Origin of the sequence: Acetobacterium sp. K1/6 (assembly GCF_034438075.1) — a bacterium.
Taxonomy (GTDB): domain Bacteria; phylum Bacillota; class Clostridia; order Eubacteriales; family Eubacteriaceae; genus Acetobacterium; species Acetobacterium carbinolicum.
In genome coordinates this window covers 59,285-72,165 of sequence record NZ_JAXQGA010000018.1, presented here as the reverse complement: position 1 = coordinate 72,165, position 12,881 = coordinate 59,285, and the positions used below count along the sequence as shown (strand labels likewise).

Annotated in this window: 9 protein-coding genes; 1 reads left to right on the top strand and 8 read right to left on the bottom strand. The window is 40.8% G+C overall.

Annotated features, from left to right (window positions below; genetic code table 11):
- Positions 1 to 27: 27 nt before the first annotated feature.
- From U2P91_RS14370 to U2P91_RS14345, 6 genes are all read right to left on the bottom strand, one after another.
- The gene (locus tag U2P91_RS14370) at positions 28 to 525 is read right to left on the bottom strand and encodes an XdhC family protein (protein ID WP_322519867.1); all 498 of its coding nucleotides are present in this window, start codon (positions 523 to 525) and stop codon (positions 28 to 30) included.
- 40 nt (positions 526 to 565) lie between these two features.
- Entirely contained in the window at positions 566 to 1,591 is a 1,026-nt protein-coding gene (locus U2P91_RS14365; protein ID WP_322519866.1) for a molybdopterin-binding protein, read from the bottom strand.
- Positions 1,592 to 1,695: 104 nt separating this feature from the next.
- On the bottom strand, positions 1,696 to 2,532 hold the full coding sequence (locus U2P91_RS14360; protein ID WP_322519865.1) for a TylF/MycF/NovP-related O-methyltransferase: 837 nt from the start codon (positions 2,530 to 2,532) through the stop codon (positions 1,696 to 1,698).
- Between the two features lie 303 nt (positions 2,533 to 2,835).
- On the bottom strand, positions 2,836 to 5,211 hold the full coding sequence (locus U2P91_RS14355) for an FAD binding domain-containing protein (protein ID WP_322519864.1): 2,376 nt from the start codon (positions 5,209 to 5,211) through the stop codon (positions 2,836 to 2,838).
- 16 nt (positions 5,212 to 5,227) lie between these two features.
- Positions 5,228 to 7,513: a xanthine dehydrogenase family protein molybdopterin-binding subunit gene (locus U2P91_RS14350; protein ID WP_322519863.1), complete on the bottom strand. Its 2,286-nt coding sequence runs from the start codon at positions 7,511 to 7,513 to the stop codon at positions 5,228 to 5,230.
- A complete protein-coding gene (locus tag U2P91_RS14345; RefSeq protein ID WP_322519862.1) occupies positions 7,514 to 8,014 on the bottom strand; it encodes a (2Fe-2S)-binding protein in 501 nt (166 codons plus the stop codon).
- A 710-nt stretch (positions 8,015 to 8,724) separates the two neighbouring features.
- On the opposite strand from U2P91_RS14345, the gene U2P91_RS14340 reads away from it, so the two are divergent.
- Entirely contained in the window at positions 8,725 to 9,372 is a 648-nt protein-coding gene (locus U2P91_RS14340; protein WP_322519861.1) for a TetR family transcriptional regulator, read from the top strand.
- Positions 9,373 to 9,685: 313 nt separating this feature from the next.
- Here U2P91_RS14340 and U2P91_RS14335 read toward each other — a convergent pair whose 3' ends face one another.
- Both U2P91_RS14335 and U2P91_RS14330 read right to left on the bottom strand, forming a co-directional pair.
- Positions 9,686 to 11,992, bottom strand: a complete 2,307-nt coding sequence (locus U2P91_RS14335) for a methyl-accepting chemotaxis protein (protein WP_322519860.1) — start codon at positions 11,990 to 11,992, stop codon at positions 9,686 to 9,688.
- 254 nt (positions 11,993 to 12,246) lie between these two features.
- Positions 12,247 to 12,876 (bottom strand): corrinoid protein, encoded by a 630-nt coding sequence (locus U2P91_RS14330; protein ID WP_186841323.1) that lies wholly within the window; start codon positions 12,874 to 12,876, stop codon positions 12,247 to 12,249.
- Between the last annotated feature and the right edge of the window lie 5 nt (positions 12,877 to 12,881).

The following is a 12,881-nucleotide window of genomic DNA, read 5'->3' as shown; positions in this document are numbered from 1 at the left end:
CACTAGTCAGTCCTTTTTATTTTTATTTTACCTCATTTCCTTGCAATTTGGGACTGCACTTTTATGATAATACTCCACAATAACAAAAAAAGTATGTTTGTCCCCTTTTATCTTTTTAAGTGCCTGTTCAAAGGGTTCACAGATTACCTGGTTTGCCCCAGCCAATGAAGCATTGTTGGCAAATGAAAAACGATCTTCAATCACAGTTACTGAAAAATCTGCCATTCGACCCAATTTTATAATGGGGATAGAAACATGTCCCCCACCGCAAATCACTAGCTTTTTTTCAGCACCCAGTATTTCGCAGAATATCCGATTGCCTTCAATGGTGATAATTCCGGTTTGTGTGATTTTTAGAATGATTTTACTATGAATGTGGAGAAATTCCTTTGCGTCCGACTGAAATACAATTTTACCTTTAGAAAAGAGTGCTTTTTCTCCGAGATAATCGCCTTCCACCACCGTTGCCACAATACTTTTATCATTTGTATTAATGGTACTGATTTGATCATAAAAACTACTCAATTCGTAATCTCCTTAACAATCATCATTGCACTTAAACCCACTAAATGCTTTTTCCAAACCCACAATTTGGGAAGCTACATACATCACAGGAAAGACAGAGCCCGCCTTGTCCCAGTGCTGTAAAATCACCAATCCGTAAGCGTTCATCGGTCATGATCCGCGGCAATACCAAATCAAAGATAGTTCGTTTGGCATACATCACGCATCCGGGTAGACCCACAATGGGGATATTGCCTTTGTAGTAGGCCAGTAAAAACATCGCTCCGGGAAGCACCGGGGCACCATAGGTAATCATTTTTGCGCCGGTATTTTTTATGGCTAACGGGGTTCGGTCATCGGGATCAACACTCATGCCCCCGGTGCAGATAATCATCTCGGCACCCTGTTCCAGCAATGTCATAATCGATTGGGTGATCATTTCGTGGTTATCGTTTGAAATAAGATGTCCGATGATTTCCACATCATATTCTGATAATTTTTCTTTGATCACTGGGGTAAATGTATCTTCGATTCGTCCCTGGAAGACTTCACTACCGGTAGTGACAATCCCCACTTTTTTATGCACGTATTGTCTGATCTGAAAAATCGAACCTTCCCCACATACTTCTTTAGCGCGGTTCATTTTGCTTTCGGCAATCACCAGTGGAATCACCCGGGTTCCTGCCAGCAGATCCCCGACCTTAACAGGAAAATTTCCATGCCGGCTGGCAATCATCATCTCACCAAGGGCATTAATCCGATTCATTTTGTCCGTATCAATTTTAAGTACACCATCACAAGTGGCAATGAGTTCAATTTTTCCTTCTTTTATTTCTGAGGGCCTCATGTTTTCGCCCCGACATAAATCATATAAAATCTCAGCCGCCTCATTTTCGTGAAGCATCCCATCTTCTTTTTCCCAGACATAAAGATTTTCTTTTCCCACAGAAAGTAAGACGGGTATATCTTCTGCTCTGATAGTATGGCCTTTTCTGAACACCGCGTCTTTAGTCACCCCCACGATGATCTGGGTGATATCCTGACAGAGTACATGCCCTACTGCATTTGTTGTTTCAATTAATCTCATTGTTTTCTCCATATTATGTAAATATTTGTATTCGCAAAACCGCTTCCTTCTATTTTTATCGGTTCTTCTCTATGCTATCGCCGTGATGTTCATCCTGACTGCTTTTATGGTTTCATTAAAATAGCTGTCCCATGAAAATCACAGATTGGAATCAAAAAAATGTTTTGTGCTTTACAATATTCGTCAACTGCTTTTTTTACCCCCGGAAATTGCCAACTGTTATAATCATGGATTAACAGAGCACCTCCTGAACTGAGCCGAGGATAAAAATAGGTTAACCCCTGCCGTATTGGTTCATATAAATCGGCATCCAGACTCACCAATGCATACTTTAGGTCTTCTTTGGGGATGGTTTCAGGAAATCGCCCTTTTAAGATCACCACTTGATTCGGATAGGGCAACGTATCCCGGATGAATGCTTCACTGGTTTCTGAAAAATCGCCATTCCCTGCTTTGGACAATCCTTTTTCTTTAGCAATATCTTCCGCCTGGAAACCTTCAAAAGTGTCAAAGAGATAAAGCTTTCGTTCCGGAAAATTGCGATTGAGTTCCCGGGCAAAGTCCCCCTGATAGACGCCCAATTCGGCAATTGCTCCAACAATCTTTCTAGATTCGATTGTTTTTGCCATTAATCGGAGTTCTGCCAGTCGAATATTATATTTATTTTTCAAATCACTGGCATGTTTAATGCGCCCCTTAAATCCGAGTCCGCGGAGCTGTTTTTCAATTTCATCTGCCGCATCCCCATTCAGTGTTCCTGTCCAAATTATTTCTGGCTCAATTTTAAGCAATTGCTCTGGTGACTGAACTGATAATCCCGAAAAAATTGATCCCCATTTTTCAGGATTATTATCAAAGCAGGCAACGAGTTCATAATCACCTGCAATCAGATTAATCAGGGCATTGCCACCTTGTCCGGCTCCAAATATGGCGGCTTTCATTAGTTACGACCTCCTCGTCACATCGCTTTAAATTCTATAACCTTGTCCTCATTCTTTTCGATAATAATCGCATTTTCGGCTGCCAATTCAGGAGCGGTTTATGCGACTTCTTCGTTTACTTCTTGACCAATTAAACAGCCTTCCCCTTTAGTAGCGCTCTTAGCCCAAAACGATCCACTTGATACGACCAACCCATGCTCAGGACTTTCGACCTATTAGATTGCGCCCCTACAGGGCACAGCCCAAAAAAGGAAGGCGGGCTGGAGACCCGACTTCCTTGTTATTTACCTTTTGTCAGACGGATTAAGCGAGACGCATCACAGACTTTTTGACCATTGCTACCACTTCATTTACTTTGAAGCGGTTGTGTTCCATCGCAACAGCGTTTTCGACTGAAATTTTTGCCGCTTTTTCAGCGATCTCCTCGTTAATAGATTTACCTACCAGGAAACCTTCTACTTCTCTCATTCGCATCGGTACTGGAGCTACTCCACCAAGAACAATGTTGGCATTGGTAATCTTGCCATTATCGACAGCGTATACGGATGCGAGACTAACGATTGCAAAATCAATCGCATCACGCAGACGGAACTTATCATAGTGCATTTCTGCTTCTTTGATAACCGGTATATCAATACGCGTCACGATTTCACCCTTGTTAAGGGCGTCGCCAGTTTTAAGCGTTCCACACAGGAACTTTTCTGCTGGAATTTGACGTTGATTCGTCACAATTACAGCATCAAGAGCTATTAAAACTGGAGCGAGATCAGACGGATTAATCGCATAACACCCGCAGTTCATACAACGACTTGCTTCTTTTAAAGCTTCCTCCACAGCTAGGCTAAGGGCATCTTCTTTGTCAATGCTGCGTTGTTCTGCGGGAATTTCTTTTAATTTAGCAGCAGTTTTTACTTTTATCCCTTCCGGATCAAAGGTGATAAACCCTTCGTCTTCAGAGCTCATACTGCGACAGATATGGTCTTCCACAACGCCAAGGTATTTATTCATCCCATTGGCAGCTTTATGTCCGTTGGCGATCCCTTTAATCACAGTCGCCGGACCGGTTGTTGCATCCCCGCCAGCAAAAACACCTTCCCGTGAGGTCATTTGTGTTTCTTCGGAAACATCGATTAAACCGCGTTGATTTAACTGTACCTGATACTTTTCATCCAGGAAGGATAAATCAACCTGTTGACCTACTGCCATTAAAATGTTCTCGGCATTGACCACCTGGGTTTCACAAAGGTCGTATTGGGGACTAAAGGCACCTTTTTCATTCCGTAGAGAGGTACATCGCTTGAGTTCCATCCCTTTAACGACACCATTTTCTTCAATGACTTTACTCAGACCCCAGGATGGCATAATAATGACGCCCTCTTCTTTGGCCCGTTCAATTTCTTCCCGGCTGGCTGGCATATCGCTTTCACATTCCAGGCATGCCATGGTGACTTTTTTAGCACCCAGACGCTTGGCAGTGATGGCAACGTCCATGGCGACATTTCCGCCACCGGTTACCAGCACTTCCGAACCGACCTTACCCTTCATCCATTCATTAACCTGGATCAGGAAATCCAAACCGAACTCGGTGAGTTCTTCTCCGGCGATTCCAATAACCGGACGTTTCCATGCACCAGTGGCATAAAAGACGCTGTCATATTTTTCTTCTATTTTTGAGACTTGAATATCTTTGCCAATGGTTGTATTAGTGATAATATTGATCCCCATTTTTTCCAGACTACTGACAAATTTTCTGACAATGTCTTTAGGCAGTCGGTAGGCTGGAATGGCATACATCAGCATGCCGCCGGCTTCTTTTTTGGTATCATAAATGGTAACTTCATTGCCAGCCCGGCGCAGATAATAGGCTGCCGATAATCCGGACGGACCGCCGCCGATAATGGCTACAGATTTTCCGGTTGAAAGCGCTGGTGCTTTAAAGTATAAATCACTGTTCTCCAGAATATAATCCCCCACATATCGTTCAACATTGGCAATGGCGACATCTTCATCCTGACAGCCTCTGTTACAGCCATCCTGACAGAAATGAGCACAGACACGGCTGGTGATAGCCGGCATGGGATTGACTTCCATAATGATCTGGGCCGCTCCGGCGGTATTTCCTTTTCTGATTTGTTCCATATAAGCAGGAATATCCGTGCCGGCTGGGCATTCACCGGTACATGGTGACTTATGCGCCTTCATTCCTCCGAAGATTGAATGATAGCGGTTTTGACCCTGTATTGCATAACATATATCCCCACCTTTACGCGAACAATCAAGTCTTCCTCCGCAACTGTTTGGATAACGATAAAACCAGCAACGAACATCCTGACACAGATTTCCGCCGATCGTTGCAAAATTACGGATTATCGGTGACGCGACTGAATACGCAGCTTCTGCCACCATCGGTGCTTTTTCAAGGACAAGCTTCGATTCTGCAATATCAGTGAGCGTACTTAAGGCGCCAATTTTGATCACATCGCCTTCCTGCTTTATTTCTGAAGCCTCTGGTATCGACTTAATGTCAATCAAAACTTCTGGACCCTTTGGCAAAAGAGCCTCCTTCATCACTCCAATGAGATCACTGCCTCCGGCGATTACTTTGCTGTTTGGCATACTTTTAAGGGCATTTGCTGCCTCTTCAAAGCTTTCTGCTGTTATATGCTTAAAATTCTTCATAATAATCTCCTCCTCATTAGCACTTTCCAAGTGCCTTCAGTACAGTATCTGGTGTCGCTGGATACTGACAGAAGTGTTTACCAATAGCGTTGGAAATCGCCATCATTATCGCACTCGGTCCTGGAGAACCAGCAATCTCGCCAAAGCCTACAGCCCTGAATTTGGAGATGTCCGGTTGCCCTTCCAGAATGACTTGTTCAAATGGCGGAAAATCGTTGAAAGTACGCCATTTATAATCGATCATATTATGTGTGACAATACACCCGGTATTGTAGTCGATGATATGTTCTTCATTGATTGCCGTATCCGTTCCAGCCGAGCCGAAACCACCTTGAAATTGCATTTCCAGGGTCTTGGGGTCTATTATCTGACCTACGTCCGTACCACCAGTCAGGTCTACCAGCTTGACAACACCGGTTTCTAAATCAACTTCAACTTCGACAAACAGTGAACAGAAGTTCGGATGTGAATACGCGGCGGTCCATTGACCATGCCCGGTTATGTCAGTCCCAAACGGTTGCATAGCTGCAATCCATGGACAGTTAATTTCAGGGTTATCCTTTACAAATACCATGCCATCTTTTGTATCAAGTTCCTCCGCAGGGAACTTCAACACATCTGACATCAGCTCAAGGAGCTGTCTGCGCGCATCTTCAGCCGCTCTTACGCACGCGGTTGCTGTAGTAAGTGTTCCACGTGAACCAGCGAGCCCAAACTCCCATGGATTGACCGCAGTATTTCCCGGGGTAATTTTTACGTTTTCAAACGGAATATTCAGGACTTCAGCAACCATTTTAGCACTATTGTTACGTTGTCCCATTCCTGATTCGGTTATTGCACAATGCAGGACAGCGTGCCCTGTACCATCTAAACGCACATATGCCTCGGAGTTGTCCTCGCCGACATCTGCATTGCCATGAACAGCAAGACCTACACCGTAGACTTTATTCCCTTCGACGCGCGTTGGTACGTTCCAACCCTTCCATTTTTCGTCCCAGTTAAATTTTTTGGCAGCAGTTCTCATTGCCAGTTCATACTCTGTTTCAAACGCAGTCCAGAGGTGGCGGTCACGCCATACATATTCATCGCCAGACGAGCAAAAGTTCTTACTGTAAAAATCAAGTGGATTTATATTTGCCTTTTCGGCGAGCTTGTTAACCGTCGGCAGCAAAGCTGCTTTTAACTCCTGACCGCCGAAACCGCGAACACAACCAGTGGGATCATGGTTGGTGACGACAACGTGTGAAGTCATATCCCAATTCTTGCACTTGCATAATGCAAGCTGCATTTCTCCTAATCCAACACCAAGCTGGACATGATGAACGTCCGACCATGCACCGGAATCTACAAGCCATTGTCCTTTTACTGCATTGACGAAACCGTCTTTATCCAAGCCAACCTTTACCTTTATCTTATTACCAAGACGCAAATCATGTACAAGCAGTTGCTCTGCTTTCGTCAGAAACAGTTTGACCGGACGGTGTGTAACGTTAGCCAACAACATTGCATAAGACACTGTTGATTGAAGCGACTGCTTATTACCGAAAGATCCACCTGTATTAAGCGTATATACATCCATATCCACGTTAGGCATTCTAAAACCACACATCATTCGCAAGTAGTAGCCGCCTTGAGACGTAGCCCATACTTCAAAGTGATTATTTTCATCACAGTTAACAACGACTCCTGGAGGTTCGGCAGCCATAGGCGATGGCAAGCTATTGTACTCAGCCTCGTCTTCGACGATATACACAGATTCCTCAAAAGCTTTTTCGACATCCCCACGGTACAAGTCACACATGAATTGTTCTCCGGCAAACTCGATATCTTTGGGTATCTCATTGTGTGGTTTAAGTTGGGGATAAATCTTCACAGATGAAGGATCAAGCGCTTCCTCCATTGTTAGCAGAGCAGGCAGCACTTCATATTCGACCTTGATCAATTCACAAGCTGCTTCAGCGATCTCTTTAGTTTCTGCCGCGACAAGTGCCACGCCATCACCGACAAATGCGACCGTCTCATCCAATATGCCTCTAAACCCTGGCATGCCAATTTTCCAGTCACGACAATGTTCAGGAATGTTTTTATGCGTTATAACAGCATGAACTCCCGGCAATTTCTCTGCATCTGACGTATCAATGCTCAGTATTCTCGCATGAGCATGAGGGCTTTTTAAGGAACATGCATGTAACATATTATTAAATTTATGATCATCAATAAACTCTGCCGATCCAGTCACGATCCCTCTGGCATCTTTTCTAGGTGTATTTTTACCTACATAACGATATTCTTTTTTTGACAATTAATTCACCCCCTTTTCAGCGACTGACATGACAGCATCCATAACATGATACTGACTGATACAACGACAGTGATTTCCCGAAAGCGCTTCTTCCACTTCTTTTCGCGTGGGATTCGGCTTTTCATCAAGCAATGCCTTTGTGGTCATGATAATTCCCGGCGTGCAATAACCGCACTGAAAAGCATAATAATCAATAAACGCTTTCTGCACAGGATGGAGTTCTCCCGTTTTCGGGTCAGTTAATCCTTCTATCGTCGTAATGCTTTTACCATTACATCCTACGGTCAATTGCATACATGATGATACCGCTTTGCCATTCATAATGACCGTGCACGCGCCGCAAGCGCCTTCTTCACAAGCACTCTTTGCACCGGTGAGACCGAGTCTGTCGCGAAGTGTACTGAGTAAACTTTCATTTGGCTGAATATCACCAAAATTATTACCTACTCCAAAGGTATATTCACGACCATTTACTGAAATAGTTACAGTTTTGGTTTCCAAATACTTATCCCCCTTATAAATTATTAGTTTCCTCGATAATTCTAGAGCTAATTTCTACCAACAGATTAAGTGGTTGTCGGTATTATCTTTTGCTCCATCTTTTTCGAAGTTCAATATATTTAAAAAAATACTATAAAATTTAAAATTCGCTGCAAAATGAACAGGTACGATTTTTTATTCGTTCCTTTACTGCAAACTCCTTATAAACCTTTCAACCAGAAACCTATCCGAATTTTGTGCCAACGGAAAAAGAGCACTCGAAATCGTTTACAACTTTAGCATTCATTCAGTTCCTCCTTTCATCAATTCAATTAATCAATCGTTTGATTAATTGAATTTTAATCATTTGATTAAAATTTGTCAAGCCATATTTATAAAAACTTTGAATTTCTCATAGCCAAAGTTTCTTGAAAATAAGGCATAGCACTTTTTTTTAATAAATGATACAATTGGATAGCCATCAAATATTTTCTACCATTAATAAGAAGTTTCACCAACTAAGGTATGATTTTAGTTAAGCTAGAGGCCGAAACAAACGCAGTGGCTGATACATACTGATGTCATTTAAATCAACAAGAAACAGCACTTACATTACCTGATCGGTTTTGAAAGTGAATAAATATACATCGAAATTTGTGCGAGATCAGGAACAATTTTTTGATACTCTAACCAAAGATACAATTATAAAATAAAATTTTAAGGATTTTTAAATGGAACAATTTGAACTCAGTGAAGAACAAAGCTCACGAGAAAAACTGCTGAATGCTGGAGTTTTTCTTTTTGCACGATATGGCTATAAGGGTACTTCCACCAGGATGATTGCCGAAACTACAAATTTGAATATCGCAACCATGCACTTTCATTTCAAAAACAAGAAAAACTTTTATAAAAGTGTGATTGAATATGTCGCAAATCAAATCAAATCAAAATATTATGATTTCACGCAAAAAATAGATGCTTTAAGATCGGAAACTGAAATTGCCAACGATATAATTTGGCAATTAATTTGTGAATTCGTTGATTTACAATTGGAGATTGCCTTTGACGAGACTAAGTGTGACATTTTTTTACTTCTTTCAAGTGAACAACTGTATGACTCTGATGATCTTCCGTTGACTCGGATCATTTTTGGAAAAGCTGAAAATAACCTGACTTTTTTATTATCACATTATTACAAATCTTTCCCAATCGAAAAAATCATTGTTCTTTCTCGATTAATTAATGGTGGGATTATTTCGTACGGTGATCACGCCGCATTTTTTTCTTCTTCACCAGTTACTCAATCCTTTTCAAAATCATTTATTATGGAAAACACCCGGGATTTTATTCTCAAGTCAATTGTTAATTATAATATTTAAAAAAACTGAGTTTAAATCATCATTTAAACTCAGTTTTTTTACAGTTTGATCAACAGCCAGTTTCTACAGAATTAGCTGGGTAAATTTTTGATATTGTTTGATTGTATTCTTAAAGTTATTCTCACCTCGAACGACAACCTCTTCAGACGACAGTCTGAACCAGTTATCAAAAGAAAGCTTTGATATCGATGTAACATATAGTTGAACCATTACCATTTCTATAAACACCAGCTTTCTGAACTTTTATACATTTCTATAGTCATCTTTTCCGTTTCTAGTTATCCATGCTTTGTTTCAATAAATTCAACATTTATTATCTTAATTCAAACTGACTAATACTCTGCTTAAGACGTTCAGCCTGACCAAATAACTCCTGGCTTGCTGCAGCACTTTCCTCGGCTGTTGCCGAATTCTGCTGAATAACCTGAGCGACCTGATCAATACCCGTATTGAACTGTGAAATAGCCGTTGCCTGCTCATTAGTTGCATTAGCTATATTACTTACCAAAACAGTGACTTTCTCAATGCCACCAACAATATCATTTAAAGCTACCGCAGTATCATCAGCAATTTTCGTTCCTTCTTGTGCTTTTGTAATGGAACCTTCAATTAAAACAGTCGTTTGTTTAGCTGCTTCAGAGCTTCTGGCAGCCAGTGTTCGAACTTCTTCAGCCACAACTGCAAAACCTCTCCCATGTTGTCCTGCTCGAGCTGCTTCAACTGCAGCATTTAAGGCTAAAATATTTGTTTGAAAAGCGATGTCATCAATAACTTTTATTATTTTAGAGATGCCCGCAGAGGACTGATTGATTGCGGTCATCGATTTCTGCATTTGAATCATCTGTCTATTTCCTTTTTCAGCATTATCCATCACCACTTTAGTCACCTCTTTAGCATTGTTTGCATTTAATGCAGTTTGTTTGGTTTGATCCGCAATTTCTGAAATGGATGCCGTGAGCTCCTCGATTGAACTTGCTTGTTCGGTGACCCCTTGTGCCTGGGATTGAGTGCTGACTGATATCTGACTCAAATCTGAAGTGACTTGTTCTGCACCATCTCGAATATCCATTATTACCTTGTTCAAGGACTCAACAATCGTATTAAGTGCATGAGATATTGCCAGAAAATCTCCCTGATATTCATCTGCTCGATCAATATCAAGATTTCCGTCAGCTAAATGCTTGAGCCGCATTGAAATATCATTGACGATGGTGTTCAAATAACAGGATGTCGAATTCAAAGTATTTTTCAAGCGTTCAAACTCACCTTTGTACATACCGGTAACCCTGACGTTCAGATTCCCATGTGACATTTCATCTATTGTTCTTTTAATTTCTACGATCGGCATTTCGATTTCCCGGAGAATATTATTCATCCCGATAATCAAATCCTGCCATGCGCCATTGAATTTAGTCTCATCTGCCCTAGCTTCCAGTTTTCCTTCAATTGCCGATGATGTTATCATTGAAACTTCACTAATAAGACCGCCCATCGATTCTTTTACTCGCATCAGGCTTTGTTTGATCTTTAAAAATTGACCATTAATTTTTTCCGTATGTTTTTCTGATTCAACAATATTCAAATCAAAATCCACGTTACCTTCCGCCAAACGTAGCAAGTTTCTTTCAAAACGATCAACCTCTACTCTGATGTACTCATTCACCTTTACAATGTCAGTAATATCGGTACATACTTCGACATAGCCGATTTGATTTCCAGATTTATCCAATAAATAAGATATTTGAAGTTTTACATACTGTCCCGCCAGCATAAAAGTGCTTTCGTTGATACCTTTCTCAACGGATTGGCGTATTCCACATTCATCAGTATTACAAACCGGATTATTGGCGTTGCAGCAATCCATCCCCACGTATTTCCCTCGCTCAGCGATGAAACCAGCCTCATGTAATGCTTCTTCAAGGCCTTTATTCATATATAACCATTTCATGTCATTATTCATCACATGAATCGGGAATGGAATTACATCAAAAACTGCTTCATAAAATTCTATTTTTTCTTTGAGCGCATCAATAATACGATTGATATTAATAATTATTTCTTTGAAATCTTGACTCAGTTGTTCTTCTGAACATTTTGCTGAATAATCCCCCTTTTCTATACTTTCCGATACTCGTTTGATTTCGTTGAGCAGCAACGCAAGTGAAAGACCGATTGATATGATTGGACTTTCCGGATCAAACTGGTTCAATTCATCACTTTCATTACATATAATTTGCCCTTCACTTAATGAACTCGCCTGATTAAGATAAAGGTCGATACGATCTTTTAGTCTCGTACAATTCTCAATAATTTGATCAAGCTTAGGCATATTACTGTCAGAGGCAAATGTCGTTGTATTTCTTAATAACATTTCCCTTGTCAGATCATCAATGATCTCTATTTTTTTACTTATTCGACGTGCTGTCAAGATAAAAACGAAAACGATTCCTGCCAACCCTAGCAAAGCACTGATGATCTGAAGGGATATATTTTCATAAAATAAGCTGCCTTTATCATTCGACAGAGTTAACATGATAACACTGAACATACTGAAGATTACAGTAATTGGCAAGCAGATTGTCACCATCATCGTTGAGAAAATTTTTATATTTTTTTTCACATTATCAACCATTCCTATCAAAAATTTTCGAAACTGATCCCGTCTATTGTATTTATCATGACCTGTCAATTTCATTTTCTGTTTTTAAAACTATTATGCTCTTTAATCGCGAAAAGACAACACAGCATTTAATAAATACTGTGTTGTCATAATGTTCAGTTGATCGATCATAATAGCCAGATGTAGTTAAAATAATCTCTCTTTTGAAATAATCAGAGTGTCTTTATTATTAAATTTATGCTTATATTTCTTTCTTATGCAATCAATTCTTTCGCTTTAACAGCAGCGCTACCAGCATCCGGTGCATAACCGTCAGCACCGATTTCATCGGCAAATGCCTGGGTAATTGGCGCCCCACCAACAAGAATTTTAAAGCCAGTTAAGCCGCTTTCTCGAACGCCATTGACTGTTTCTCGAAGTGATGGCATCGTTGTTGTTAATAAGGCGGATAATGCCAGAACTTTTACCTCAGGATGTTCTTTGATGGTTTCAATAAATTTAGTGATGGGTACATCAACACCCAGATCGATGACATCAAATCCAGCACTTTCGATCATGATGGTTACCAGATTCTTGCCAATATCGTGCAGGTCACCAGCAACTGTTCCCATAATACATAAACCATTTGAAACAGAGCCGGACGAGGCTAAAATTGGTTTTAGAACTTCGACACCCTTTGACATGGCTCGGGCCGACACCAGCATTTCAGGCACAAATATTTCGCCGCTCGAAAACTTGTTGCCCACTACATCCATGGCTTCAACCATCGCCTGAAGAATATCCGGTGCTGAACATCCTTCATTTAAAGCTTCCTGTACCAGTCCCGGTACCAGCTTTGCTTTTCCAGCTTCTACTTTTTCTTTTACTTCTATAATTTTTGACATTTTTT

What these genes read in the sequence shown, in the direction of transcription:
- U2P91_RS14340 (WP_322519861.1), top strand. Translation starts at nt 8,725, where the DNA reads ATGGAACAATTTGAACTCAGTGAAGAACAAAGCTCACGAGAAAAACTG.
- U2P91_RS14365 (WP_322519866.1), bottom strand. Translation starts at nt 1,591, where the DNA reads ATGAGATTAATTGAAACAACAAATGCAGTAGGGCATGTACTCTGTCAG.
- U2P91_RS14330 (WP_186841323.1), bottom strand. Translation starts at nt 12,876, where the DNA reads ATGTCAAAAATTATAGAAGTAAAAGAAAAAGTAGAAGCTGGAAAAGCA.
- U2P91_RS14355 (WP_322519864.1), bottom strand. Translation starts at nt 5,211, where the DNA reads ATGAAGAATTTTAAGCATATAACAGCAGAAAGCTTTGAAGAGGCAGCA.
- U2P91_RS14360 (WP_322519865.1), bottom strand. Translation starts at nt 2,532, where the DNA reads ATGAAAGCCGCCATATTTGGAGCCGGACAAGGTGGCAATGCCCTGATT.